The sequence below is a fragment of the Corallococcus sp. AB032C genome (assembly GCF_003668935.1).
Classification (GTDB): domain Bacteria; phylum Myxococcota; class Myxococcia; order Myxococcales; family Myxococcaceae; genus Corallococcus; species Corallococcus exiguus.
In genome coordinates this window covers 73,211-99,243 of record NZ_RAWP01000021.1, presented here as the reverse complement: position 1 = coordinate 99,243, position 26,033 = coordinate 73,211, and the positions used below count along the sequence as shown (strand labels likewise).

The window sequence follows — 26,033 nt, the reverse complement described above, 5'->3', positions numbered from 1 at the left end:
TTCCCCCCTTGAGCTATCGCGCTGCTGTGACCTTCTCGTCTGGCTGAAACCTGAGAAGAGGGGCACTCCACCGCAATTGGCCCTTTTGCGCAGGGAAATGACTGCCAGTGCTTATTGCCCGGCTTCCAACGCGTCATCCGACCCCGGGCCGGGCGCTACCCGTAGGGCGTCTCTTCATGGCGCTTGAACGGGTACGCCAGCTGGCCCAGGTAGGTCTCCGGCGGCTGGAACTTCGTGGTCCCGTACTTCGAGGGCCAGTGGGTGGGCATGTGGGCGGTGCCGAAGATGACGTCGATGAACGACAGGAAGACGGCGAAGTTCTTGTCGATGCCTTCGTCATCGGACGTGTGGTGCCAGTGGTGGAACTCCGGCGTCGCGAAGATCCAGCGCAGGTATGGCCAGCGGTGGTTGACGTTGGCGTGGATGTACACGGCGTGGAAGGACACGAAGACGAGGTAGCCGTAGATGGCGGACGGGTGGAAGCCCAGCAGGAACACCGGCACGAAGCCCGCGAAGCGGTTGACCAGGATGTCCACCAGGTGGCTGCGCGAGCTGGCCAGCCAGTCCATCTGCAGCGTCGAGTGGTGGATGGCGTGGAAGCTCCACATCCACCCAACGGTGTGGAAGGCCCGGTGCACCCAGTAGCTCACCAGGTCGATGACCAGCAGGATTTCGAAGAACTGCAACCAGATGGGCTGAGCGGCCACGTACGCCTGGAAGTCGAGCTTCACGGCCCAGGACAGGAACACCTGCACGGGGATGAGCACCGCGAAGGAGATGAGCTGCACGCCCACGTGGCTGACGAAGAAGTGCTTGAGGTCGGTTTGCCAGCCGGCGCGGAAGATCTTCTGTTCGTTCAGCCCCCACAGCCGCTCCATGGGGATGAACACCAGCCCGAGCACCAGCAGGTCCAACGCGAAGAAGTCCAGGCCCGCGCTCATCGCGCGCGGCGTGTGCGTGAGGGGCTCCGCCTCGCTGCCTCCCAGAAGCAACGCCACCAACGCCAGCATCATGGCGATGCCGCCGTGCGCCTTGGAGCGCAGGGTCATCACGCTGAAGGTGCCCAGCAGGAAGGTGGCGATGATGGACACCTGGAGGATGCCCCGGAAGACCTCCAGGTGCTCCACGTAGAAGGCCCGGCCATCGTTGGACACGAGCACGTGGGGGAACAGGAAGCAGAACTCCGCGACCACGCAGAGCACGCCCAACAAACCGCCGGTGACACCGGCGCGCTTGCCCAGGTCGATGCGCCGGGCGGGAGCAAGAAGCATTTCCAAGGAAGACCATCCAGAAGGAGTGCGGCGAGGCATGAGCCTACACCACCCGGATGACGGCGCAGGCCCCCCGGAGGACTCGCGCGTTGCTGTTCGCATCCCAATGCGTCAAGAGGGGTGGCATGGACGTCAAGCTGCGGGACGAAGTGAACAGGTTCCTTTCGCCCGAGATGAACATCACGGATCTGGGTGCCGTCAGCGTTGATTGGCAGTCGCAGGGCGCCGGAGTCCAAGCCCGCATTCCGGACCTCCACGGAATCAGGCAGGAGAACAGCCACATGTCCCTGTCAGAGGCGATGCAGGCGGGAATCACCCTGTATGGTGATGCCTCGTTTTCCATCGACGCATACGCGGTGGAACGCTTTCAATGCTTCGCGCATTTCGTGGCCTCGGTGATTGTCCATGAATCTCATCGAGGTCGCTCACTCCGCGGTATCGAGCTGGATCCGTTCGTGCCCGAGAAAGGCTGGAAGACGCTCTTCGGACGCTTCGCCAAGGGAGTGGCGGGGAACAACATCTTCTCTGGGCGGAAGCGTCTGGGAGTCCCGAGCCGCGCCTGCATGATACTGTCGACCGGCAACGAGCAGTTGTATGCGCTGGATTGCAGCGGCAGCTATGCCACCCTCTTCTTGCAGACGTCGTAGGACCTCGACTCATGAAAACCGTGGATGAATGGAAGGCGACGCTGCGGGCCTCGCTGAAAGAAGCCCTGCGCACCCGAAATGCTCCCGCTTCGGCGGTGCTTCGGGAAACGCTCGCCGCCATCGACAATGCCGAGGCGCCCGACGTGAGTGTCGCGCCTGCCCCGGTCGATGGCGGCATCGCCGGCGGCGTGAAGGGACTCGGCAGTGGAGAGGTGCCCCGGTTGCTGTTGTCGCCGGAGGCGGTGGATGCGCTCGTCCAGCGTGAAATCCAGGAGCGTCGCGACGCGGTGGCGCTCTACACCCGGCTCGGCAAGTCCGAAGAGGCCCGGACGCTCCAGGCGCAAGTGGATGTGCTGTTGGCGCTTTGAACGCTGGCGGTCAGCCAGCGGAGTTCCTGGCTGGAGTTGGGATGAACGAACGTGCGAGATTCATCCAGAACTCCTTTCACGAGGTGAGGGCCCATGAAGCAATTCCTGGCAGTGGCTGCGTTCCTGGCGTCGGGTCTGGTTGCGTGCGGAGGCGATTCCAGCCTGGAAGGCACCGGGAACGAGGTCCGAGGCTCCGTGACGGCGAGCGCCTGTACCCAGCATTACGTCCCCAGGCTCACCACCTATTGGACCTCACTCCCCATGCAAGCGGATGGGCAGGTCGGTGAGTGTGAGCTGGATGCGTCCTGCAATCCCACCTGCTGGGGCGTGGAGAGCGCCTACCCCGTCCATACCGACTACTTCTACTGCACGCATTGCCCCTGAGGCTCATGCAGGCCAGCGAAGTCCCTCAGTATTCGGAGCTGGGGGGCTTCTTCTTTCCTCCCTGGAGCCCTGACGGCGCCAGGGCCGGCAGGCTCCCGAAGCTGGCGCGGCGCCTCAAGACGGGCTCTCCGCGCGGCTCAACCACGTGCCGCCGGCGGTCGTCGGGGGCGACCGGCAGGTCCATGACCCGGGCCGCTGCGATGTCTGCATTGTGATCCAGTCGCAGTTGCAGCGCGGCGGTCCTGCGGTTCGGGCTGGCGGGAGGCAGGACATGGCCGTTGAGCGCCAGATGCACCGCCAGATGGACAACCCAGGCGCCGCAGCTGTCCTGGCCCTTCAGCAGAGGTCCATCGTTGTCATCCTGATATTGGATGTCGCAGTGCTCGATCTCGATTCCAGGGAACGGCAGATGCAGAAGACGGAGGTCTTCGACGGGGACATCGTTGGGGTGAAGCGGGTCGAGATAGAGCATCCTCACGTGGCGGCCCCCGAGCGGGTCGAGCGCGCCCAGCGTGATGTAGAGCAGGGCCCAGTGGTTGCCGCCCCGGTTGAGCGGCTGGATGATGATCTGTGTATTCGTGGTGATCGCCGGGTGCACGCCGGTGGTGTACGCGGCGCGGCCCATCTGCAGCCACTGTGGCCTGCTGACCCCTGGCAGGACCGCGACATTCGCCTGGTTCCTGAGCAGATACCGCTGGAGGTTGTAGATGTCGTCCTCCTCGTAATAGTACCCAGGGGCTTCGAGATTCGGCGCCACCTGCGGCGGGGCCTCGAACGATCCCAGCGCCGCGAATTGTTTCTTCAACGAAGCCACATCCTGCTCCTCGAGTGGCTCCTCCCTCGCTCCGGCGCTGGCTGACGGGACTTCCTTCTTCTTCTTCTTCAAGCCATCAATGGGAGCTGGCGCCACAGGGGGGCGGAGCGCGACCCGTCTCACCTTGCCCATGTTCCGGAGGGCCAACAGCGGGAGATCCGTGCTCGGACGCGGAACTACCGGCGCATCCTCGGCACCGCCAGGCTTGGAGCCGACAAGCTCGACGCCGCCCGGCTTGGAGCCGCCGAGCTCGGAGCCCCCGGGGCTGGCGGTGCCACCCGTCCTGAAGAGATCCCCGTTTCGCATCACCAGCCGGTTCGCGAGCATCGCTCGCCGCGCGAGCGTCTCATTTTCGTCCAGCACCGTCAGACCGTAAGCACTGGTGGTGCTGCTCATGATCTCAAGGTGGTTCTTGAGGAATCTGGTGAAGAACGTCCTGACCGACACACGGGTGCCACACACCCGCATGACCCCGTGAACCAGGTCTCCGCCCGTTGGGTGCTTGCTGGCGCTTTCGACCATGAACAGCAATCCCCCGGCCCTCTTGGAGTCTGGGGCGCTCGCCAGGAGCGCCTGGAAGAACGCCAGATACTCCGCCTTCTCGCTCGACGTGTTGTTGGTCGTGTCGATGACGACAGCGCCCAGTTGATTCTGTTTCGGAATGGCCTCGCCGGTGATGTTGATGGGGTTGGGCGCGCCGTCCATGACCAGGATCCGCACGCCATCCTTCGAGACAATTCCCTGGTAGATGGGATCATGGTCGAGCTCGAAGTAGGGAGCCCAGGCATTGAGCAATTGCGTGCCTGTCAATCCGCTGTCCTTCATGCTCCCCTTGGCGTTGAACAATGCCTTGGAATAATGCATCCCGTAGAACGTGGCCATCCGGAGCGCGGCCATGCCGGAGAGCACGGAGATCTTCTTGACGGTGAACCCTTCGCGGGTCGCGACCTCCTCGTCACCGTCGCTCTTGCCGCTCTTCTTCTTTGGCGCCGGTTCGTCCTCGTCCTCGTAGTCGGACTCCGACCCATAGCCGGAGTCCTCCTCGGGCTCGGGACGGAGCTTCTTCTTGGGGCCCCTGGCGATGGGCAGGATGCCGGGGAGTTCGTAGGCGATGGTGGCCTTGACCGCTGGCAGCGCGCATTCGGCCGCGCGGCCGGTATACCTCGCGACGGCCGTCGCGTAGGTGCTGGCGTTGGCCAGGGGCGTCGTCAATGCGTGGTCATGCAAGACAGCCATCAGGCGGTCGACGGCTTCAAGGGCCGCGGAGGTGTAGCCATTCAAGGTGCCGATCGATTCGGGCACCTTCAGCTTCCGCATCTCGGTGATGAACTGGTCGGTGACCGCGAGCGCCGCGGCGATGGCCGCCGCTCCCGCGCCGGGCGGCAGCAGCCCCGGGTCCAGCCGGATGCCGTCCGGGAGGTCCGCGAGCGTCGGGAACACCGAACCAAACCCTTCCCGCGAGACGACCTCGATGCCAATCCCCCTGGCGCGAATCTGCTGGGTCAGCAGCGCGCCGAAGACACACTGGACCGCCCGCCATTCTCCCTGGTCCTTCGGGAAGACCTTGCTCGCCCCTCCGATGATGCAGAGCATGGGGTAGCCGTGGATCCGCCAGTCCGGAGACCGGCTGTCCCTGTGTGGATTGCCTCCGCTGAGCTGGAAGTTCTTGCCCTTGAAGGTCCGGATCACCTCCACGCAGACCGCCCGCTTGGACTGGATCGCGACGTCGCTGAGCGGAATCGGGAGGTCCCGGGTCCCTGGCGCGAAGAGGTCGCAGAGCTCGAACACGCGAGCCCCGTCGACATGCAGCCGTCCACCCGCGCGCGCGGAGGCATCAATCGCGCTATTCGGGCCCAGGATGAACCCCGGCGTGGCGGAGCGTGGGTAGGACCGCGATGGGAAGCTTCGGTTCTTCGCCTTTCCCACGGAGAAGAACGTGAACGGCACCATCGAGCTGGCGGACACGGTCATGACCGCGAGCAGCCACTCCAGATCGTATTGGATCCGGGCCGTGCCGCTCTTGGGATCCACTTCCACCTGCCAGAACATGCGCCGTCCTTGTCGTGGGCAAAATCCACCAGGTCCGTGTTTCACGCCCCAGGCGCTGGAGGATGTCACCTCGGGAGCAACGAGAACACGACCTGCCGCGACCACAGCAGATGCCTTACCTGGATGGCCTGGGCCCTGCTTGCCGGGCGAGCAGGGGGCTTCCCGGGAGGGCGTCTGATGCGCCCCGAGTCATGAGCGACGCTACCGAGAGGGGAGGCCGCGCGGAGCCTGGAGGGCCAGCACGGACGGCACGAAGTCGGGCGCGGCCAGGCGCAGGAGCCCCATCCCGATGCCGGCAAGTCCCAGCATCAATCCTGGCGCCTCGGTGAACCTCGGCAGGCCGCAGCGCCACGCTCCGTCCCGGCCCTGAGCCAGCACCCTCGCGGCCCGTGAACGGGCGGCCTCTTTCCAGGCCTCGTCGCCCAGCACCTCTCCCGCCAGGTGCAGCACCTCCAGGTTGCCTACGTCGCCGTGACACAGGCAGTGGCTGCCGCCGAAGCCTTCCCGCTGCACGGTGGCGAGCCCCGCGCGAAGCTCGTCGCGCAGCCGCGCATCGTCCAGGTGGCGCAGTGACAGCAGTCGGGCCAGTGCTCCGCCCGCGGCTCCATTGCACCAGGCCGTCATGAAGCCGCCGGGCACCAGCGGCTCGCCTTCCTTCGACGTGCGCAAATCCTTCCAGTTGCCGCGCTCCGGGACGAACAGGGCCCGCTCGAAGGCCAATCCCTGGCGTGCCGCCTCCCGGTAGCGCTCGTCGCCAGTGAGTGTGGCCAATTCCAGCAGGGCCCAGGCGAAGCCCGCCGCGCCATGGGCCAGCCCCGTGAGCGCGCGCCCGGCCGCGGGCACCACCCACGCACGTCCACCGTGTTCGGAGTCGCTCGCTGTCTGGAGCATTCGCTCCCCGCACTTGCGCGCCAGCCGGAGCGCCTCCTCGCTGCCGGTCTGCTGGTGGAGCCGCGTCAGCACCAGCGCGGTCCCCGCGACGCCCGCGATCAGATCCAGCGCCGTGTCCGCGTCGATTCTCGCCTCCAGCGAAGCCAGGCCCGCATGGACCTCGTCCAGCAGCGCGGCGTCGCCCAGCGCCACGGCCAGATGGCTGAGGACGTAGATGTTCGCCGCGCGCCCCGTGAACACCCCGACGCCGGAAGGGTCCTGGGACTCGGGCGCGCGCCACTGCTCGCGTACCGGCACGGACGCCCTGCGCGCCAGCGCCGCGAAGTCCTCCCGGCCTGTCACCGCCGCCAGGTAGCCGTAGAAGAGCGCCACGCCCCCCACGCCGTCGAAGAGGTCAGTGCGCAGGGGAGTGAGCCCCCAGCGACGGCGCTCCAGGTCCTGGATGCCCACGCCAATCCAGCCGACGTCGTGGGCGCCCTGGATGGCTCGGGCCGCCAGCAGCTCGCCCAACTGCACCGCGCCGGCCAGGCACGCCTCGGCCGTGGCTGGCGGGGGCAGGGCATCTCCAGCGGCAGTGCCCGACGCGCGGGGCGCCACGGTCTCCTGCTCGCGCTCGAGCGTCACCAGAGACTGGCGGATCAGCGCCACCTGGTCGGCGCAGTCCTTGGGGCCCAGGTCTTCCAGCAACTGGCGCGAGCCCTCCAGGCCGGCGCGCGGCAGGTGATCCGGGATGCAGCGCCCCCGGCTGTCCCAGACGTGGCGGGAACCCGGTCGCGCCGTGAAGACGGGCACGTCCCCCAGCCGGAGGTCTTCGTGCTCGGAGGGCGTCAGCGTCGCCAGCGAGGGCCGCACGCGGACCTCCGCCCACAGCTTGTCGAGCAGCTGATCCCGGTCGAGCGCGTCGCGCAGGAAGTCCGGGTGCAGGCCCTCCTGGAGGAGGAATCCGTAGCGCATCGTCGCCCGGGCGATGTGGCGCACCTCCACGTCCCGGAACCCCTCGAGTGTCCGCGCTACCTCCTCGCGATGCTGGAGAAGCAACGCGTAGGTCTCCTGGAAGCCCTCCTCGATGCACGCCCCGAACGCCGTGACGTCCACGGGCCGGCCCTCCAGCAGCGGGCGGTTGTGGGCCGCCGCCGTGGTCGGCTGCCGACGAACGACGTGCAGGGTGTCCCGCGCGCGGTCCTCCAGCGTGGGCGCGGCGTGGGGGAAGAGCTGGCCGGCCTCGCCGCCCAGGCCGCTCAGCTCCACGCCGGCCCGGCCCTCCCTGCCGAACATGAGCGTGGGCAGCAGGCCGCTGCTGAGCACGGACCGCTCAAGGAAGCGCGCGGCGCGGGACACCGCCGTGTCGTCAGCGCGTGGGGCGGGCAACTGGTGGAAGAGCCCCTCCAGGTCCACCAGGACGGGGAACTCCCCGGCGGCGAGGAGGTTGCCGGAGTGCAGGTCCACTCCGCGCAGCAGATACAGCAGCGCCAGGTGGCTGCCCTGCCGCCAATAGAAGCGCGCCACGGCGTCGCGGTCGGCGCACCCGCCGGTCTCGACGTGCTCCACCCAGCCATGCGACTCGCGCGTCAGCACCTTCAGCCTGCGGTGCGGATGGCGCAGGCCCCAGCGCTCCAGCTGCTCCAGCAGGCCCTGGTAGCGCGCTTCGACCTCCAGCGACCGCGGCTTGTAGACAACCCGCAGGCCGGAGCGGAAGGTCAGCAGCGCCACGCTGCGGCCCTCGCGGTGCGGATCTCCCGCGCCGGTGCACGCCTCCACGAGCGGCCCTGGATCCACGTCCGCGCCGAGCACGGCCACCAGGGACTCCCGGTCCTCCGCCAGGTGTGTCAGCAGCTCCAAGCTCGTCTGGAACCATCGCTCCAGGGACGTCACCAGGAGCCGCGCCAGCACCGGGTACTCCTCCAGGAACGCGGCGAGCCGGCCCGGGGCCTCCAGGTGGTGCAGGGCGAAGTGCTCGAAGCGCGCCTGGGGTGTTTCGCCCTGCAACTCGCCGCGCAGCCGGGCCACGTTGAGCTCCAGCACCAGCGACCGGGTCGCGGTCTGCATCAGCCGCTGCTCCAGTGCGTCCACGAGCCAGGCTTCGGCGCGCGCGTCCAGCAATGCATCAGCGGCCAAACCACTCCGGGTGGCCAGCGCATCAACGCCAGCCCGCAGCCGGCGCAGCCCCAGTTGGAGGAACCGGCGCGTCAGTGCGGGTACGCGCATCCGTGGGCTTGGATCCACGGGGGAGGGGAGGGCGACGTCGGCCGCGCGGTCCGACAGCACCTCTTCCAGCAGCGGCAGCCACGTCAGGGCTTCCGGCCGCGTGATGCTTCCCGCGAGCCTGCGCACGAAGGACGCCGCGTCCAGCCCCACGCCGCGAAGCCGCTCATCGAAGGACGCCTCATCCCCCAGCGTGCTGCGCCGCCACGCCTGGAGGCGCGACTCGGCTTGCTGGAGCGACGGGGCGGAAGGGTCCTCTCCCTCGGCCTCCCGCTCATGGAGGAAGGCAGCCCGCTCCCACGCACCCATCTTCAAGCCCTCTCGCATGCGCGCCCTGCACGTCCGTCTGGACTTGGAAAAAGACAGGCGCGAGGACCGGAGCCCCCGCGCCTCGAGTGAAACGGGACGACTCCTTGTGGGAGCCGCCCGTCACACACCGTCCATCAGCAAAGGGAGAACGTCAGGTTGGTGCAGATGTACTCACAGGAGTTGGTGGCGGTGAAACCGACGTCGATCCTGCCTCCGACCACGTCCATCAGCTCGGTCTCGCTCAGCTCGTTCAGCGTCGCGCCAGAGGGGTTCGCGGGCAGTTGGGTGCGCTGCTCGGCGGTGAGGCTCTCGCGGAACGACGGGTCCTTCCAGGCGCGGATGATCATGTCGGGGGTCATCATGTTGAGCCGCCTCCTTTTTTGACGGCCCACCCAGGCTAGCCCGCGAACTCCGGCTGCTTCAAACGTCCGCGGCCTTTTCATGTATCACCGGGTGATGACGGTGTGAGTCGCGGGCGCCCCATTTCCCCTGGCGCGTGGGAGGGAAATCACGCGTGGTGAAAGCCATGCGCCAAGACCCCTCCAGGACTACGGCTCGGGTGGGGCTTCGGGGGCTTTCTGCATCGACTCACGTGCGCGAACCCGCTCCTCGCGCTGCTTCTCGACCAGCGCTCGCGCTTTCTCCTTCTGCGGCTCCTCCAGGAGTGCTTCGACCTCGCTGTACGCCGCGGTCTCGTTGGCCTCCATCGCCTGGAGCAGGAGCTGTTGCCGCTTCAGCGCTTCTTCGCTCACGGGTTCGGGAGGTTGGGCCGGCGGCCTGTACGGAGGCCGGCCTCCCCGGCCCGCGGGACCGACCCTGACAGGCATGGCTCCCGGCGGCGGATTGCCTCCCATGGGGGGAGTCCAGATTGCCCGGAGCTCTTCACGCAGGGGCCTGTTGGCCACAGCCAGCGCTTCGTCCCGCTGGCCAATCTTGATCAACTGGTCGGTGCTCAGCCCCAGCTCCTGATAGTTCTCGAGCAGCAACGCGAGGGGCGACTCGAAGAGGATCCTCGGGGGCGGCTGCCTTCGCTGCTCCACCGGTGGGGACGATGCGCAGGCAGTAACAAGGGCCACCAGCAACAACCACGGCGCGAGATGACGCGGCGACATCGGTCCTCCTTGGGGCGTGTGCCTTCTCTCTATTTTGATATCGCGTCCCATGGAAGGACCACGAGGTCCTGGTGTCAGCAGCACTGACGTAGAGTGCACGGGTGATGTCCCAGCCTGACGACCCCTCCGGCCTGAATGACGGCTACGTGTACCGCGAGCGGATTGGCGCCGCCTCCGTGGGGCGCACCACGCTCGCCCACCTGTCGGACAAGTACCGGCACTCCACCGAGGACGAGTGGCGTGCGCGCTTCGTGCGCGGCGAGGTGCGACTGGACGGCCTCATCGCGACCGGCGGCGAGGTGCTGCGGGCCCACCAGGAGCTCTGCTGGCACCGGCCGCCCTGGCGGGAACCGGAGGCGCCCGACAGCTTCGAGTTGGTGTACGAGGACGCTTCGCTGCTCGCGGTCATCAAGCCGAGCGGGCTGCCGACGCTGCCCTCCGGCGGCTTCCTCAAGCGCACGCTGCTCTCGCTCGTGCGGCTGCGCTGGCCGGAGGCGTCCGCGCTGCACCGGCTGGGGCGGGCGACCTCGGGGCTGGTGCTCTTCTCCCGCACGCAGGAAGCCGCCGCGAAGCTCTCGGGCAACTGGCGCGAGGGCGACGTGGAGAAGCGCTACCGGGCGCTCTCGGACGGGGTCGCGGCGCAGGCGGCCTATGACATCCACACGCCCATCGGGCTGGTGCCCCACCCCGTGTTGGGGGCGGTGCACGGGGCGACCGTGAAGGGCAAGGCGTCACACAGCCGCGCGGAGGTCCTGGAGCGGCGTGACGGGCAGACCCTCTTCGAGGTGCGCATCCACACGGGTCGCCCCGAGCAGATCCGCATCCACCTGGCGGCCATCGGCCATCCGCTCACGGGAGATCCGATGTTCGCCTCGGGAGGTCTGCCCCGCGAGCATGCGCCCGGCCTGCCCGGAGATGGCGGCTACCTGCTCCACGCGGAGACGCTCGCGTTCACGCACCCCATGACGGCGGAGCGCCTGCGACTGTACGCCCCACCTCCGGCCGCGTTGAGGATGGCGTCGGAAGCCTGAGCCCCCACACGCAATGGCCTCAGTAGGAGCCCCAGCGCGAAGGCAGTGGGCCACTCCATTGCGTCTTGAGCCCCGGAGTCGTCAGCGGCGCGGTGCCACTGATGCGCATGATGCTGGAGTTCTCGTTGAGGCTGGACCAGTCCGCGGCGATGTTGCGGCAGTAGCGGTCTTTCGCGAAACCGGTGGTCATGTCGTGGATGCAGGGGGTGGCATCCCAGACGCGGTCCGCTTGAAGGCGCTGGACGGCGGCGACGATGCTCAAGGGCATCTCCCCGGAGGCTCGGACGAAGGGAACGCCATCGACAGGCACGCCCTTCGACGACAGCAGCTCGAACGCCTTGCCGGAGTAGCTCAGCGTGCCAGGCATGCTGAAGTCCCAGGCACTGGCGCTGAAGGGCGCGGTCTGTCCACAGGAGGCAGCGTTGCTGGGAGCGTCGGTGCAGGCGCCGCCGAGGTGAAGCACCAGCACGGCGCCCGTCTCCACCGTGTAGCCCTGGGGAAAGGTGAAGGCGAAGTCGGAGTTGGTGAGCTCCTGGAGGGAGATACCGGTCAGCGTCCCGCCGGTGACGGCCACCAGTTCGATGAGGTCCTGCGGGGCGTCGGGGTTGATCTCGGTGATGCGAAGCGAGGCTTCCGGCGGAGGCTCACCGCCATCCAGGGTGCCCGCATCCGAGTCCCCGGCATCCGGAGCGCCCGCGTCGCCGGAGCCCGCGTCGCCGGAGCCCGCGTCGCCGGAGCCCGCGTCGTCGGAAGTGCCTGCGTCCACGCCCGAGTCACCCGCACCTGCATCTGGCGAGGACGCCTGAACGCAGCGCTCCTCAACGCAGACGATGTCGGGGCCTCGGGACGCACAGTCCGCTGTGTCCATGCACTCTGGGTCGGAGCAGGCGGAGACGAGCGGGAGCAGGGCAAGGGCTACGAGTCTCGGGCGGAGCATGGGGAGGACCTGTATGCGCGGTGGGGGGAGCGCACTGAACATAGGAGAAATGGCAGCGCTGTTGGGGAGGTGAGCGCTGGCCTGGCTCCTGGCCTCCCGTCCCCTGGAGATGGAAAGTGGCGCCGCGCCCCGCCGAAGTACAATGCGGCACTGGTTACGACTCGCCTCACCTTCCTTCGATCCTGCCCCTTTGAGCCCGTGCGAGCCGCCCCCCGCATGACTTCTGTGTGATGTCACGACGCACGACATGGATGATGGGCCTGGGCGCCCTGGTCTTCCTGGGGGCGCTCCTGCTCATCCGGTGGCACGGCGGCCGTGGAGCCTCGGCCGTGGTCCGGCCTGGAACGGCTGTCTCACAGGAACTCGTGCCCCGCGTGATGGAGCCTGCGTCCCGCCGTGAGGGCTTCCTGGGCGTCATCGTCGCCAGCGGCAGCGTGGACGTGGCCGCCAGGCTGGAAGGCACCCTCGAACGCGTGAGCGCGCAGGTCGGAGACACCGTGCGCCAGGGCGTGGTCCTCGCCCAACTGGACACGCGGGCCCTCCAGCGCGAGTTGGCGGTGGCGCAGGCGTCGCTCCAGGCAGGAGAGGCGGAGCAGCACATCGCCTCCATCTCGCTCACGGAGATGCAGGAGCGGCTCCAGCGCCGCTCCGACCCGAAGCAGCGCGCCCTGGGGGCCCTCTCCGAGGAGGAGCTGGCCACCGCGCGCTTCCAGGAGCAGACCGCCGTGGCCCGTCTGCGCGCGGTGGAGGCGATGGTGGCGGAGCGCAAGGCGCGCGTGGCGCAGATCGCCCAGAAGATCTCCGATGCCTCCGTGCTCGCGCCTTTCGACGGGCAGGTCGCGAACCGCTACCTCGACACCGGGGCGATGGTGGCTCCCGGCCGCGCCGTCTTCCACCTCATCCGCTCCGGAGCACAGCAGGTGCGCTTCGCCGTTCCGGAGGACCAGGCGGCGAGCCTTTCGGTGGGCACGCGGCTGTCCGTGGAGGTGCCGTCCCTCGGACAGGTCCTGGAGGGGAGGGTGGAGAACCTGGCACCGGAAGTAGATGCGGCCTCGCGCATGGTCCTGGCCATCGCGAGCGTGCCGCGGGAGGGCCATGCGCCGGTGCCCTCGGGTGTCGTGGTGCGGGTGTTCGTCCAGAAGGAAGCGGCATCCCAGGCGGTCACGCCATGACGTCCAGGCCGAGCCCGTATCGCAAGGAGGCGCTGGAGTACCGGCAGCGGGCCCACGCGGAGTCCGGGGGCGACCTCTTGCGGATCAGCCCCGCGTGGACCCGATGGGCCTACTGGGTGCTGGTGGGCGCGCTGGCCTGTTCGCTGCTCTTCTTCTGCGTGGGCACCCTCTTCGAATACGCGGCGGGCCCCGCGCTGATCCGCGTGGAGGGCAAGACGGACCTGACGGTCGCGTTCTCCGGCGTGGTGCTGACGGTGGACGTGCAGCCCGGCCAGCGCGTCGTCGCGGGGCAGCCGTTGGTGCACTTCGCGTCCGAACAGGAGCAGGGGACCCTGTCGCGCATCTCCCGCGAGTTCGAACTGCAACTCGTCCGCTACCTGCGCGACCCCTCGGATGAAGGGGCACGCCAGGCGCTCACGGGCCTCAGGGCGGAGCGCGAGCTGGCCCAGTCCCGGCTGGAGGAGCGCACGCTGCGAGCACCCCACGCGGGCGTCGTCGGGGACCTGCGGTTGCAGCCCGGCCAGTACATCCCCTCTGGCATGCGCGCGCTGTCGCTCCTGGGGGACGACGCGACGGTGGTGGTGCTGGGCTTCCTGCCGGGCCAATACCGTCCGCTGCTCGTGCCGGGCATGGATTTGCGCCTGGAACTGCAGGGCTTCGCCTACGAGTACCGCGACCTCGTCATCGAGTCCGTGGGTGATCAGATCATCGGGCCCGCGGAGGCGCGGCGCTTCCTGGGCTCGGAGCTGGGGGACGCCATTCCCCTGGAGGGAGCACTGGTGCTCGTGCGCGCGCGGCTGCCGGTGCGGACGTTCGTTCGCGAGGGACGGACCTTCAACTACTACGACGGCATGCCGGCGCGGGCAGAGGCGCGGGTGAAGTCGGAGAGCATCCTCCTCACACTCGTTCCCGGACTGAAGGAGCTGCTCCCCCATGGCGGATGAACCCGGACGGGGGCTCGTGGAGCGCTTCCCCGCGCTGCGGAGACTCCAGGCGGCGGCGCGCGGCCAGCGCATTCCGGAAGTGCGGCAGATGACGCCGGCGGAGTGCGGCCTCGCCTGCCTGGCCATGGTGCTGGGCTTCCATGGCCGGAGCGTGGGACTGGACGAGCTGCGGCGCGTGATGGGCACCTCCCAGGACGGGCTCGCGGCGGCGCACCTGCTGACGGCGGGACGCGCCTTTGGACTGAGGGGGCGGGGCGTCTCCGTCGACCTGGACGGCGTGCCCTTCCTGCCCGAGGCGTCGGTCCTCCACTGGAAGTTCACCCACTATGTCGTCCTGGAGCGGTGGGCCTCCGACGGCGTGCACATCATCGACCCTGCGCAGGGCCGCCGCTTCGTGTCCATGGAGCAGTTCCGGCAGTTCTTCACCGGCGTGGCGCTGCTCTTCGAGCCCGGTGAAAGCTTCGTGCGCGCCCCGGGCAAACCCAAGCGCAGGTCGCGCTACGTGGAGAAGTTCGCGCGCCAATCCCAGACGCTCACGCGGGTGTTCGTCCTGTCGTTGATGTTGCAGGTCCTGACGCTCTCCATCCCCCTGCTGACCGGCCTGGTGGTGGACCGCGTCGTTCCCCGGGGCGACTACCACCTGCTGCTGGTCCTGGGCGTGGGGCTGGGCGCGCTGGTGTGCTTCCACCTGCTGACCTCGCTGGTGCGCAGCCACCTGTTGCTGGAGCTGCGCACGCGGGTGGATTCCGACATGACGCTCGGGTTCCTCGAGCACCTGGTGTCGCTGGCGTATCCCTTCTTCCAGGTGCGCGCCGCGGGCGACCTGATGGCGCGCCTCAACGTCACCGCCACCGTGCGCGAGGTGCTCTCCTCCAGCCTCGTGTCCACGCTGCTGGATGGCCTGCTGGTGGTGCTCTACTTCATCATCCTGACCGTGGCGAGCCCCGGAACGGCCCTGCTGGTGGGCGCCCTGGGCGCGTTGCAGGTGCTGGTGTTCGAGGTGTCCCGGCGCCAGCAGCGCAGCCTGCTCGCGCGCAACCTGGAGCTGGAGGCGCGCAACCAGAGCTACCAGATTGAAATGCTGACGGGGATGCAGACGCTGAAGGCCTTCGGCGCGGAGCACCGCGCCGTGCAGCACTACTCCAGCCTCTTCGTGGACGTGCTCAACGTCTCCCTGGCCCGAGGCCGGCTGACCGCCTGGGTGGACGCGCTCTCCGGCACGCTGAAGTTGAGCGCGCCGCTGCTGCTGCTCTGCATGGGCGCGCTCCAGGTCCTGGAGGGACGGCTGAGCCTGGGGACGATGTTGAGCCTCAACGCGCTGGCCGTGGCCCTGCTCACGCCCCTGGCGAACCTGGTGGCCACGATGGGGCAGCTGCAGCTGGTGGGCAGCTACATCGAGCGCATCGATGACGTGCTGGACACCCCGGTGGAGCGAGACCCGGCGCGGCCAGAGGCGAGCGCGGAGCTGCAGGGCCGGATTGAAATGGAGCGCGTCTCGTTCCGCTTCGGCACCCTGGCGCCGATGATCGTCCAGGACGTGTCCGTGCGCATCGAGCCCGGGCAGTTGGTGGCGATTGTCGGGCGCTCCGGCGCGGGGAAGAGCACGCTCGCGAACCTGCTGTTGGGGCTCTACCTGCCCACGGGAGGACGGGTGCTCTACGACGGGGTCGACCTGGAGCAGCTGTCCTTGAGCGCGGTGCGAGAGCAGGTGGGCATCGTCCTGCAGGAGCCCTCCTTCTTCGGAGCGACGCTGCGCGCGAACATCGCGCTCGGGGACCCTTCAGCGCCCCCGGAGCGCATCGTCGGCGCGGCGAAGCAGGCGCAGATCCACGATGAAATCATGGCCATGCCGCTCCAGTACGACACGCCGCTGGCGGACCGGGGGATGTCCCTGTCCGGAGGCCAGAGGCAGCGGCTGGCCCTGGCCCGCGCCCTGGTGCGCGACCCGAAAATCCTCCTCCTGGATGAAGCGACCAGCGCCCTGGACTCCGTCACCGAGCACCGGGTCCAGGACGCGCTGGCTTCGCTCAACTGCACGCGCATCGTCATCGCGCACCGGTTGAGCACCATCCGCAAGGCGGACCTCATCCTGGTGATGGAGGACGGGCGCATCGTGGAACAGGGGCGCCATGAGACGCTCGTGCAAGGGGATGGCGCCTACGCCCGTCTGGTGTCAGCCCAGCTCTAGCGTCCACGCGTCATGACGCCGCCCTGCTCCAGCAGCCCGAACAACTCCATCAGGGCCTCCACGGGAAAGACATAGCCATACTCGGCATGGGCCGCGTCGCGGATGTCCGCCACGGAGCGCTTGCCGTCGGCGTAGCTCGCGAGCGCATCCGCCAGTTGGTAGAAGCGCAGCTCGCTCTCCCCCTGTTCGCGCAGGGCCGTGGACGCGGTGTTCATGGCGGCCTTCACAGTTTCCACCCGGGCCTTGGATTCGGGGGGCGCGCTGCGCTCCAGGTCATCGAACGACGCGAGCTCCTGGCCCTTCACGCGACGCGGAACGAAGGCCCGTGCCTTGCGCTCGGCTTCTCCAGGTGAGGGCTCCTTCAGGGACACGCCGCGCGCCTTCCCGTCCGCGTCCAGGCGCTTCAGGGCCTGGGACTCGGCGGTCTCCAGCGCCTGGACCATCGCCTTCACCGGCTCGGCGGGCGCGCCCAGGGCCAGGCAGGAGCGCAGGGCGTCGCGTTCGCGCTGGTAGCCCGCGCGCACCCCGGCGCGGGCCAGACGGGCGAAGCCGGGCACCTGCGCGGCGGGCGTCGAGGCCAGCTCGCGGCGGGCCCTGAACTCGTCCTCCGCCACGCGCTTCGCGCCGTGCACCGCCACCAGGCGCGAGAGCTCCAGGGCGCCCGTGCCTTCGGCCCACGCGGCGACGGTGATGCCGGCCAGGCCCGCGAACGCCGCGCGGTGCAACTGGGTGGGGTCCACGTTCTCCGGCCGGTCGCCGCTGGTGTGGTAGGCGTCATCGGGCCACGTGGAGTAGGCGACGCCGGGGATGCCGTGGTCGTTGAAGAGCTGGTGATCCGAACCCCGTCCGTAGCGCTCCATGTGCGCATCCATCGGGTCCTGCGAGCCGGTCACCGACCCGATGCGAAAGTCCTTCCTCGGTGGGTAGGCCACTCCGTTGAAACGGTTCATGAAGGCCACCGTGGACTCAGACACCGCGTTCACGAAGCTGCCATTCCAGTCCGGCGTGTACGAGACCTGGAAGCGCGAGTGGACGCGGGTCATGCTGGCGCCGAGCATGTCGAAGTTGAACTGAGCCACCCGCCGCACCGGATCCGCGCCGTGGTGGGAGAACCACTCGCGGGTGCCCTCGAACTCCGGCAGCCACAGCACGCGCAGGGTTCGCACCGGCTGGGGCAGCACGCCCTCGCGGATGAGCGTGGTGTACGTGCGCACCAGCTCCAGCACCGTGGCGGAGCCAGAGGCGTTGTCGTCGGCCCCGGGCTTGTAGTGGTCCAGGTGGGCGGTGAGGACGACCTCCTCCCCCGCGAGCGTCCCGGGAATGACGCCGCTGACGATGCTGAGGTGTCCCGTGGGCGCTTGCGTGGCGACGCTCACGTCCACCTTCACCGGCCCCTCCCGCAGCTGGGCGCTCAGCTCGCGCCCCTGCCGGTCGGACACCATGAACAGGAAGGGCGTCCGCGCGCCCTGCGGCATCAGGCTCCGGGGGACGGTGGCCCAGCCCACCTGATCCGGGAAGTCGCCGTCCATGCGGTGGGGCGCGTTCCACGGCGGCGTCGAGTAGGACGAGACCACGCCCACTGCGCCCAGCTTCACCACGGCGTTGCGCAGCGCGGACGTGGGGTGCCCCCGGGTGAGCACCACCTTGCCCTTCAAATCCTTGCCCGCGTACTCCGCGTCCTGGGTGCCCGTGCCCACGTCGACCAGCTCCAGGTCCGTGCCCTCGAAGCTGCCACTGCCGGTCGCCAGGGCCATGGGCAGGTCTGCGTAGGACGTCACGCGGTACCGGTGGAGACCGGCCACCCACAGCTCGCCGCGCGTGGCCCGCCACTGAGGGCCGGCCTTCATGGCCTCCAGCTGGACGTCCTGGAGCCCCGCGGCCTCGGCGGCGGCCTTCGTCCATGCAGCCGCCTCCGAGTAGCCATCAAGGTTGTCCCTCGCGATGAGGGACAGCCGCTGCACGCCGTCATGGATCCGGTCCCCTGAGCTCTCCTGGATGAGGGCACGCACCACGTCGTCCCGAAGCACCAGTCCGGTGGTGGGAGAGATGGGCCCCAGCGGAGACGCGGGAGTCTGGGCGGAGGCGCTGAGTGAGACAGACAGCGCGAGGAGGGCGAAGGGCAATGGGCGGAATGTCATGGGGTGTCTCGGGAAAACTAGCACCCGCTCCACGGAGTCACGTCCCCGGATTCAGCCTCAACCGACAACCCGTGCGTTCCATCCGCTTCGAATCGGGAGAGAAGATCGGTGCATACGGCTCGGGTTGGAACGCGAGCGTGACCCTCAGCGGCTACGAGTCCTGATTCGACATTCGCCCATTGGCTCGTGAGGAAGGAGGGAGCGGGCTCCCTCCTTCCCACGACTTCAGCGGCTACGGGCTGAACATGCCAGTGAGCACGCTGGCGCGGCCTCGAGGCAGGGCGCGCTTGAACGGGCTCGTCGCCAGGTCCGAGCCGGGCTGGTACCAGCTCTGGATTTCCGCGAAGTACGTCTGGCCCGCCAGCAGCACGCCCGGGGGCAGGTACACGCTTTGGAGATCCGTGTGCAGCGCCGCCACGCGCGTCGCGGTGGTGTAACCGTTGCTCGTGCCCAGCCGGAAGATGTTCACCACGTAGTTCGTGGCCGTGCCGACCAGCGGCTTCGACCAGCGCAGCGAGGCGTCAGTCCCCACGCCCGTGAGGTTCTGGAACGCGCCGCGCGTGTTCACCAGGGGCGCCTGCACGGGCCCGACGAGGGGCTGCACGGGCGCGGCGGTGAATGCGCTCGCCTCCTGATCCACGCGGATGTCCACGCCCATGGTGTAGGGCGTCGCGGTTCCCAGCGCGTAGCTCTTCGTGAAGCCCGCGGCGGCGAGCGCCACCTTCTGCCACGCCGCCGGGAGCGGGTTGTTGTAGGTCATGCTCCCCGTGACGATGTCGGTCCGCTGCGTATCAGGATTGAGCTTCACGAGCAGAGGCTGCCCGCTGATGGACGCGAGCGCCGAGCCCAGCGCGGCCGGCCGGGCGGACATCCAGATCTCGTTGTACGTGCTGACCGCGCCCGGGTTCACCTGAGTGCGCATGGCTTCGAAGGCCGAGCGTCTCCAGTCCACCGCGAAGGTGCCTGTCGCGGCGGGCTGGGTGAAGGTCCCGCTGACGGAGACGGGCTGGCCCTCCACCTGCGTCATGCTCGTGTTGAGCACCTTGTGCATCGCGCGGTAGGGCACTCCATTCGCGCTCGTCTGCCACCGCATCTGAGCCAGCGACAACACATCCCCGAGGCCGCTGTCGAGCAGCACCGGGTTGAGCATGTCGGAGTAATCGAAAGTCAGCCCGGAGAGCGACGTGGCGCCCGTCATGGGGAACCCCGTGACGCCTGTGTTGATGTAGCCGAACGCGCCCGGGTTCAACGAATACAGTTCCAGGTAGTCCCCCGGCTGCCAGGGAGACAGGCCGGTGGCGGACACCGTCACGGGAGTGGGCAGCGAGACGAAGGTGCCATCGCGGCCCCACTCCGTGGAGCCCAGGTCGAACGCGCGGCTGGTGCTCACCAGGTAGCGCGAGCCCAGCTTCAGGTAGATGCGGCCGGAAGGGACGTTCGGCACGGAGAGGGTGCCGTCCGCGGAGCCCGTGCCCGGATAGGCCGTGAACGCCCCGGTGGTGGAGTCCCGCGTGTATGCCACCACCGACGTGGCGGACTGGTCGTATGGCTTCGTCGTGTTGCCCGACGAGGCGACGAAGGTGACCGGGCTGGTACCGGTGACTTGGGTGATCAGGCCCTGGGTGAGCTGGGAGGTCGTGTCCGCGGACACGGCGGAGTCCACCGCCTCGGCCTCGTCGAGACCCGCGCATCCGACACCGGTCATGCCGACCAGAAGCCCGAGGGAAACCAATGACATATTCATTGTGGAGGGAGCCCTTTCGGCGACGCCCAGAATGGCGCCGCGCAGGGAGATTCATAGCGCGCCGGTCTGACATTTCCGGGCGCGCTTCGGTTCCAAATTTCCCTCGGGCCGTGAAAACAAACGCGTTTGTCGGCAGGTGATTCCTGCAACGGGCCATCGGAGGTGTTTCTGCGTGAGCAGGAGAAAAAAGTCTTGGCGGACTTTTCTTCAGCCGCACCCGATGGCCGCGGCTCCCTGGCCCCGTTCGCTCATCCACTCGCCTCGCTGCCTTGCTCCCCATCAGAATGGCGAAAGTCGGGTCCGGGCAACGCCCGCCATCCGTCGAATGCTCGCCGCGTGCGTCGCCGCGGCCCGCCTCGTCATGCCACGGGCTCCGATCCGGATCAGCGTGCAGCACGATGCACAGGTGCGCGCCCTCCTGCACACCGGGGCGCTCGTCCTTCCCCTGGGGGGCGGTTGCACGCGCTGGCACATGCGTTGCTCCAGCGAGGGCATGGTCGAGCTCATCGCGGTGTTCGTGTGTTTCATCGTCCTTCTGGGGCCCATGCTCTTCGTGTCGGGACTCGTCGTCATGATGAAGGGCTCCGGGACCCGTGGGCGCGTCCTGACGATCCTGGGCGCCACGACGATGGGGCTCGTGTACTGGGCCTACAGTGCAATCAGTCACATGAACTTCTCGAAGGGACGCGTGCTGCGTCTCAAGGGGCGCGCTCGTGTGGCCCGCCGCGCCCTGGGAGACGGCTGGGCGGACGACGCCGCTCCAGAACTCGAAGGGCTCATGCCCTGGCAGCGGACCGTGCTGGGGGAGGCGTGGCTGTACTCCGCGGGCATGGAGCACGCGTCGGTTCCGGCGTTCGCGAAGCTGTCGCTCAAGCTCTCCGCCCTGGGCGCACCTTCGGAGCTGCTGGAGGCGTGTCACCTGGCGGCCCTGGACGAGGTCCGTCATGCCAGGCGGTGCTTCGCGCTCGCCCGGGCCTACTCGGGGCTGCCCTGGAGCGCGGGAATGATTCCGGAGCTGGGCCAGGACCGCCCCCAGCGTCCCAATCCAGGCGAAGGCGACGAGTGGTCGCGGCTGGTGCGCGGGTCGTTGCTGGATGGGTGCCTGGGTGAAGGACTCGCAGCCAGCGTCGCCGCTGAAGCGTCAAGGCGGGCCAGCGACCCGGTCGTGCGGGAGACCCTGGCGGTCATCGCGGAGGATGAGGGACGGCACGCGGAGCTGGCCTGGGATGTCATTGCGTTCGCCCTGGAGCGGGGCGGCGGCAAGGCGAAGCAGGCACTGCGTCAGGCATTGGATGCGCTGGAGACGCAAAGGACGCCCTCGCTCCCCAGCATCCCGGGAGTCGATGAGTCCTTCCTGGCGCGCAACGGAGTGTTGCCCCAGGCGGAGCTGGGGCGGCTGATGGAGGAATGCATCCAACGGACGCGGGCGAGAGCCATTGGGTCGGAGTACGCCCCGACGCCGGTTACCGCTTGATCCAGCGCGTCGCGGCCCAGGTGGCGAGGAGGCCCAGCGGGAGAAAGGCTGGCGCCACTCGCACGATCCACTCCAAGGTCCAGATGTCCGTGGTCCTGAGGCCCACGAAGCCCACCAACACGTAGATGACAACCATCACCAGTTGCGCTCGCCAGGTGCATCCCCGCTGATATGCCCCGGTGAGGACGATGCCCGCTCCCACCGCGGCTCCCGCGGGCGCCGAGTACGCCGCGACGAACAGGGCCAGCTCGAAGAAAGGCATCCATCCCTGAAAGCCAAAGAACATCATCAGGACGAGGGTCGTCGCGGCGACCGCGTAGGGGATTCCGAGGACCCCGCCTTTGAGCATTCCCTTCAGTATCTTCATGCAGCCTCCTGGGACCCGGAGGTTGCACGGAAGCCTCTCCCGCGGGAGTCCGGGTTCCCTGAACGGACCGTTTTCAGCCGCCAGGAGTCGAGAATGCGCGGTGAGTCGCGGTGCGCTGGTGACCGGGACCGGAAGGGCGGGAGGCGGACGAACCCGACGTGATGACGCGGCGGAGGTAGAGGCCTCTAGCGGGTCAGGACGGTAGCGACGTGGAGGAGTGCTTCGAGCTTCTCCGCGTCCAGCTTGCGCGCAAGGTAGAGCAGGCGGCGCAGGGCGGGCACTTCGTCCTCGCGCGCTCGCGGACGCTGGCCCTTGCGGCCTCGCACCAGGGCGGTGAGTCCGAGCATGTCCTCCGGAGACACCTTCAGCTCCGTGCAGAGACGGTAGAGCGTCGGAACGCTGGGGAGCATCTTCCCGCGTTCCAGGCGGCTGTAGACGGTGGAGAGGAGGCCCACGCGAGGGCCCACCTCGGTTTGGGTCAGGCCCTGCTCCTCGCGGGCGGCACGGGCGACTCTGCCGATCGTGATGGCCAGTTCTTCATTCATGGGATCGGCTCGGAAGCAGGTGGAGGTGAATGCGCGCCTGAGGCTCCCCAGGCGCCGCACGAGGTGTAGCAGACGACGTCGGCCGGAGGATGCACCATCCGGTCAGGGAGCTGAGAGATCCCCTCATTTCGGCAAGCTGATCGCCAGCCGCCTGCCTGTCAGGCCCGTGCGAGGCGGAGTGGTGGGGAGCAGTAAGAGAGGCCATGCTGGGACGCAAAGTGGCCATCAACGAAGAGCAGGTGCTGAGGTTCCTGGGGTGCTGTCGCTGGCGCACGCGACGTTGGGCGTGGTGCACGCCGCGTCGCTGTCGGTGCACGCCATTGGCCAGGCACTGGCGTGGGCGCGATGCGGAGTGCAGAAGCACGGCATCAAGCAGGTGGACCGGCTGCTGTCCAACGAGGCGGTGGACGTGTGGAAGCTGGCGGCCTCGTGGGTGCCGTACGTGCTGGCCGAGCGCACCGAAGCGCTGGTGGCGCTGGACTGGACGGACTTCGAGGCCGATGACCACACCTCCCTGGTGGCCAGCCTCGTCACCTCGCATGGACGCACCACGCCCCTGCTGTGGATGACGCTCCAGAAGAGCGCGCTGGCGGGCAACCGCGCCCATGCGGAGGATGAGCTGCTGCCGCGGCTCAAGGAGTGCGTGCCCGAAGGGGTGAAGGTGACGGTGCTGGCGGACCGGGGCTTCGCGGACCAGCGGTTGTATGCCCTTTTGGCCCAGGCGGGCTTCGAGTACGTGGTGCGCTTTCGCAAGGACGTGCGGGTGGAGGTGGCCGGCGGCACCGGGTGTCCCGCGGCCGAGTGGATTCCCACCAGCGGGCACGCCAAGAAGCTGACGGACGTGCACGTGACGGCGGACCGCACGCCGGTGCCCGCGGTGGTGCTGGTGCGCCAGAAGGGAATGAAGGAGCCGTGGTGTCTGGCCACCAGCCTGGGAGCCTCCAGCGCGCGCCAGGTGGTGGACCTCCACGCCCGGCGTTTCTCGTGCGAGGAGACGTTCCGGGACGTCAAGGACTTGAGATTCGGGATGGGACTGTCCACGGTGCGCGTGAAGAGTCCCGAGCGCAGAGACAGGCTGCTGCTGGTGAGCGCCCTGGCCCAGGTGCTGCTGACGCTGCTGGGCGCCGCTGGGGAGAGTCTCGGGATGGAGAAGGGCTTGAAGGCCAATACCGTCAAGACACGCACCTACTCGCTCTTCCGGCAGGGCTGCATGTATTACCAGGCCATTCCCATGATGAAGGAGGAGCGATTGCGGCCTCTCGTCGAGCGCTTCGCCGAGCTCCTCCATCAGCACCCTGTCTTCAAAGAAGCGCTCGGTTTCATATGAGGGGATGGCTCAGGGACGGCTGGGCGGACGACGCCGCTCCATCGCTGGAGTGGCTCGCGCCGTGGCAGCGGACCGTGCTGGGAGAGGCCTGGCTGTACTCCGCGGGCATGGAGCACGCATCGGTTCCTGCCTTCGCGAAGCTGTCGCTCAAGCTCTCCGCCCTGGGGGCGGACTGAAGAGCCAGGAGGGTGATGAGTGTAGGGCCTCTCAAAGGACAGCGGCCCCCGGAGTCCACTACTCCTACTCACTCTCGGAGCGGACGACTCCGGCCCGGAGGTATTCCTGGCCGTCGAGGACGAGTCGACCGGTCAGGGGATCCACCATCCCCTGGGGCGTGAGCTCCTTCGAGAACGGCTGGCGCGAGACGAACTTCCAGCCCTCGCAGTCCAGGGAGCTGCTGTCCCTGTTGGGACTGCCTCGCAGCTGAATCGAGAAGGGCGACTGCGCGGGGAACTCGACGGCGTGGTAGCTGCCATTCTCGGCCTTGATGGACTCGAAGCGTGCACCGGCGAGGTACTCGCAGGCGTTCGTGGGCGGACCCTTCCGGACAATCCCCCATCGGCCACCGCGCAGGCGCGACTCCGCGAGGCGGCGGGTGAAGCGGCTTCCCTGAGGCTCCAGCGGCTCCAGCATGTGGAACTCGCCCCGTTCATGCCGGTCGCCGGTGGGGGCTTCCACCACGGAGTAGGTGATGTACCCGAGGTCTGGGTGGTATCCCGGCTGGAGGATGATGGCCTCCTTGGCTGTCACGCCATGCAAGGCCTTCTGGAAACAGCTCTCATCGCGCCCGTCCCGGCAGTCGATGAGGGATTGGATCCGTTCCGGTGTGGCTGTGTCGGTTTGCAGCGCGAAGCCCTTTTCCCGCAGCTGTTGCTCCAGCATCTTCACGAGCTCGGGATCCACCTGCCGCGGACTTCGATGGCTTGACGATTCGGGTACGGCGAAGAGCGCGACACTGAAGGGGGGGCGCTCGGGCAGGGCCCAGGGCAAGGCGTCTCCCTCTCCGCGGGGCGCGACGGGATGGTCTGGCAGGACCACTGACACCGTCACCTCCGGGGTGATGCCCTTGTCGACCAGGACCCGTGTCGCGCGTCCATCCTCGGCGACGACCAGGAACTCCTGTGCGCCGGGCAGAGACATGCTGAACCGACCGTCCGAAAAGCGTGTGCGTCCCAGTCGCCGCGGCTCATTGCCGCACCAGCCCAAGAGCGGCAGGGTGAAGGAGACGAACCCGTTGGACACCGGCTGGCCACGGCTGTCCCGGACGGTGCCTGTCACCTGCAATCCCTTGGGGAATGTGTAGGGGGGCAGGGCTTCATCCTTCAGCCTGGACACGGGAACGAAGCGCACGGGGGGCGCTGATGCCGCGGAAGCGGCAGGGCCACGTCCCAGGCCCCCAGTGAGGACGAACCCTCCCAGGCTCACGGCCCCCAGCAGCGTGATGCTTGACAGCACCTTGATGGACATTCGTTCCTCCAAAGCCAGCGCGGCCGTGGCCCGTCGCCCTCCGCCCGTCCGCGAAGACTACCGGATTGCTTCCCCTGTACACAGGACTGGGGGCCGCGGCCCACCGTGGGCGCGGCTGAGCACATACCGCTTCCCCTCCTTGTTCGCGGAGCCCACCCGTCGCGTGCCATCGGCGTCGGTGAACAGGGCGGGGGAGGCGCGTCAGGCGCGCATCACGTCAGCAAGGCCTTCGTGCCGGTCCGCGCCTCGAAGCGGCGGAGGAATTCCTTCAGCGGCTCTGCGGTGAACCGCTCGCGGGGAGTCCTCGTGGCCTGGAAGGCGTGCTCGATGGCCTCGGGCGCTGCCCTTCCACGTCAACTCCGTCCAGCCGCCCTCCGGTGCCTGTAGGTGCGGACCCGCGGCCACCCGGCTCCGCTGTCTGGACGTGTATCGAGCGTGTAGTCCCGATCCATCATCGTCCCCGCGAAGCGCAGTCGTCCGCCCGCGCCCTCGACGTGCCGGCGGCGCAGCGGCAGGTCGTCCACGACGCTCTTGAGCTCCACCTCATGCATGGGCCGCATCTTGGTGAACACCGATGAGATCCGCATGGGGTAGGGATGAGGGAGTTCTCATTCGCTGACAACCGCACGGGACACCCCCGCGCGAAGATGAA

At 68.3% G+C, this 26,033-nt stretch carries 22 protein-coding genes; 10 read left to right on the top strand and 12 right to left on the bottom strand.

Annotated features, from left to right (window positions below):
* Nucleotides 1–155 precede the first annotated feature (155 nt).
* Nucleotides 156–1,271 (bottom strand): sterol desaturase family protein, encoded by a 1,116-nt coding sequence (locus D7X99_RS12330; protein WP_233613321.1) that lies wholly within the window; start codon nucleotides 1,269–1,271, stop codon nucleotides 156–158.
* Between the two features lie 125 nt (nucleotides 1,272–1,396).
* Here D7X99_RS12330 and D7X99_RS12325 point away from each other — a divergent pair, with 125 nt between their 5' ends.
* From D7X99_RS12325 to D7X99_RS12315, 3 genes are all read left to right on the top strand, one after another.
* Nucleotides 1,397–1,918 (top strand): hypothetical protein, encoded by a 522-nt coding sequence (locus D7X99_RS12325; protein WP_121777963.1) that lies wholly within the window; start codon nucleotides 1,397–1,399, stop codon nucleotides 1,916–1,918.
* Between the two features lie 11 nt (nucleotides 1,919–1,929).
* Nucleotides 1,930–2,286, top strand: a complete 357-nt coding sequence (locus D7X99_RS12320; RefSeq protein WP_121777962.1) for a hypothetical protein — start codon at nucleotides 1,930–1,932, stop codon at nucleotides 2,284–2,286.
* Nucleotides 2,287–2,379: 93 nt separating this feature from the next.
* A complete protein-coding gene (locus tag D7X99_RS12315) occupies nucleotides 2,380–2,670 on the top strand; it encodes a hypothetical protein (protein WP_121777961.1) in 291 nt (96 codons plus the stop codon).
* Nucleotides 2,671–2,695: 25 nt separating this feature from the next.
* Here D7X99_RS12315 and D7X99_RS12310 read toward each other — a convergent pair whose 3' ends face one another.
* The 4 genes from D7X99_RS12310 to D7X99_RS12295 form a co-directional block, all read right to left on the bottom strand.
* Nucleotides 2,696–5,533: a hypothetical protein gene (locus tag D7X99_RS12310; protein ID WP_121777960.1), complete on the bottom strand. Its 2,838-nt coding sequence runs from the start codon at nucleotides 5,531–5,533 to the stop codon at nucleotides 2,696–2,698.
* A gap of 201 nt (nucleotides 5,534–5,734) precedes the next feature.
* The gene (locus D7X99_RS12305) at nucleotides 5,735–8,953 is read right to left on the bottom strand and encodes a type 2 lanthipeptide synthetase LanM family protein (RefSeq protein ID WP_121777959.1); all 3,219 of its coding nucleotides are present in this window, start codon (nucleotides 8,951–8,953) and stop codon (nucleotides 5,735–5,737) included.
* A 116-nt stretch (nucleotides 8,954–9,069) separates the two neighbouring features.
* Nucleotides 9,070–9,297, bottom strand: a complete 228-nt coding sequence (locus D7X99_RS12300; RefSeq protein ID WP_199745882.1) for a mersacidin/lichenicidin family type 2 lantibiotic — start codon at nucleotides 9,295–9,297, stop codon at nucleotides 9,070–9,072.
* A gap of 186 nt (nucleotides 9,298–9,483) precedes the next feature.
* A complete protein-coding gene (locus D7X99_RS12295; RefSeq protein ID WP_121777958.1) occupies nucleotides 9,484–10,047 on the bottom strand; it encodes a hypothetical protein in 564 nt (187 codons plus the stop codon).
* A 104-nt stretch (nucleotides 10,048–10,151) separates the two neighbouring features.
* Between D7X99_RS12295 and D7X99_RS12290 the strand changes: the two genes are divergently transcribed.
* Nucleotides 10,152–11,078: an RluA family pseudouridine synthase gene (locus tag D7X99_RS12290; protein ID WP_121777957.1), complete on the top strand. Its 927-nt coding sequence runs from the start codon at nucleotides 10,152–10,154 to the stop codon at nucleotides 11,076–11,078.
* A 19-nt stretch (nucleotides 11,079–11,097) separates the two neighbouring features.
* Here the strand turns inward: D7X99_RS12290 and D7X99_RS12285 are convergent, their stop codons facing one another.
* Complete coding sequence (locus D7X99_RS12285) at nucleotides 11,098–11,844, bottom strand: hypothetical protein (RefSeq protein ID WP_233613317.1); 747 nt, start codon at nucleotides 11,842–11,844, stop codon at nucleotides 11,098–11,100.
* A gap of 401 nt (nucleotides 11,845–12,245) precedes the next feature.
* On the opposite strand from D7X99_RS12285, the gene D7X99_RS12280 reads away from it, so the two are divergent.
* The 3 genes from D7X99_RS12280 to D7X99_RS12270 are packed head-to-tail and all read left to right on the top strand — an operon-like array spanning nucleotide 12,246 to nucleotide 16,319.
* On the top strand, nucleotides 12,246–13,187 hold the full coding sequence (locus D7X99_RS12280) for an efflux RND transporter periplasmic adaptor subunit (protein ID WP_121777955.1): 942 nt from the start codon (nucleotides 12,246–12,248) through the stop codon (nucleotides 13,185–13,187).
* Complete coding sequence (locus tag D7X99_RS12275) at nucleotides 13,184–14,131, top strand: HlyD family efflux transporter periplasmic adaptor subunit (protein ID WP_121777954.1); 948 nt, start codon at nucleotides 13,184–13,186, stop codon at nucleotides 14,129–14,131. The genes D7X99_RS12280 and D7X99_RS12275 overlap by 4 nt, the downstream gene beginning before the upstream one ends.
* Nucleotides 14,121–16,319, top strand: a complete 2,199-nt coding sequence (locus D7X99_RS12270; protein WP_121777953.1) for a peptidase domain-containing ABC transporter — start codon at nucleotides 14,121–14,123, stop codon at nucleotides 16,317–16,319. Before D7X99_RS12275 ends, D7X99_RS12270 begins: the two co-directional genes overlap by 11 nt.
* Here D7X99_RS12270 and D7X99_RS44455 read toward each other — a convergent pair.
* The gene (locus D7X99_RS44455; protein WP_121777952.1) at nucleotides 16,316–18,457 is read right to left on the bottom strand and encodes a M28 family peptidase; all 2,142 of its coding nucleotides are present in this window, start codon (nucleotides 18,455–18,457) and stop codon (nucleotides 16,316–16,318) included. The genes D7X99_RS12270 and D7X99_RS44455 overlap by 4 nt on opposite strands.
* A 232-nt stretch (nucleotides 18,458–18,689) precedes the next feature.
* Nucleotides 18,690–20,201 (bottom strand): ABC transporter substrate-binding protein, encoded by a 1,512-nt coding sequence (locus D7X99_RS12260; protein WP_121777951.1) that lies wholly within the window; start codon nucleotides 20,199–20,201, stop codon nucleotides 18,690–18,692.
* Between the two features lie 406 nt (nucleotides 20,202–20,607).
* On the opposite strand from D7X99_RS12260, the gene D7X99_RS12255 reads away from it, so the two are divergent.
* Complete coding sequence (locus D7X99_RS12255) at nucleotides 20,608–21,675, top strand: ferritin-like domain-containing protein (RefSeq protein ID WP_233613316.1); 1,068 nt, start codon at nucleotides 20,608–20,610, stop codon at nucleotides 21,673–21,675.
* On the opposite strand, the gene D7X99_RS12250 is transcribed toward D7X99_RS12255, so the two are convergent.
* Together D7X99_RS12250 and D7X99_RS12245 are read right to left on the bottom strand one after the other, a co-directional pair.
* Nucleotides 21,665–22,042 carry a hypothetical protein gene (locus D7X99_RS12250; protein ID WP_147476136.1) on the bottom strand — a complete coding sequence of 126 codons (378 nt, stop codon included), beginning with the start codon at nucleotides 22,040–22,042 and terminating at the stop codon, nucleotides 21,665–21,667. The two genes, D7X99_RS12255 and D7X99_RS12250, sit on opposite strands and share 11 nt — an antisense overlap.
* Before the next feature lie 185 nt (nucleotides 22,043–22,227).
* Nucleotides 22,228–22,587 (bottom strand): helix-turn-helix domain-containing protein, encoded by a 360-nt coding sequence (locus tag D7X99_RS12245; protein WP_120574885.1) that lies wholly within the window; start codon nucleotides 22,585–22,587, stop codon nucleotides 22,228–22,230.
* Between the two features lie 256 nt (nucleotides 22,588–22,843).
* Between D7X99_RS12245 and D7X99_RS12240 the strand changes: the two genes are divergently transcribed.
* Nucleotides 22,844–23,914, top strand: a complete 1,071-nt coding sequence (locus tag D7X99_RS12240; protein WP_158626994.1) for an IS4 family transposase — start codon at nucleotides 22,844–22,846, stop codon at nucleotides 23,912–23,914.
* Complete coding sequence (locus D7X99_RS12235) at nucleotides 23,911–24,090, top strand: hypothetical protein (protein ID WP_233613315.1); 180 nt, start codon at nucleotides 23,911–23,913, stop codon at nucleotides 24,088–24,090. Before D7X99_RS12240 ends, D7X99_RS12235 begins: the two co-directional genes overlap by 4 nt.
* Before the next feature lie 64 nt (nucleotides 24,091–24,154).
* Here D7X99_RS12235 and D7X99_RS12230 read toward each other — a convergent pair whose 3' ends face one another.
* Both D7X99_RS12230 and D7X99_RS12225 read right to left on the bottom strand, forming a co-directional pair.
* A complete protein-coding gene (locus D7X99_RS12230) occupies nucleotides 24,155–25,381 on the bottom strand; it encodes a carboxypeptidase regulatory-like domain-containing protein (RefSeq protein WP_121777948.1) in 1,227 nt (408 codons plus the stop codon).
* Between the two features lie 353 nt (nucleotides 25,382–25,734).
* On the bottom strand, nucleotides 25,735–25,953 hold the full coding sequence (locus D7X99_RS12225) for a hypothetical protein (protein ID WP_147476135.1): 219 nt from the start codon (nucleotides 25,951–25,953) through the stop codon (nucleotides 25,735–25,737).
* Nucleotides 25,954–26,033 lie beyond the last annotated feature (80 nt).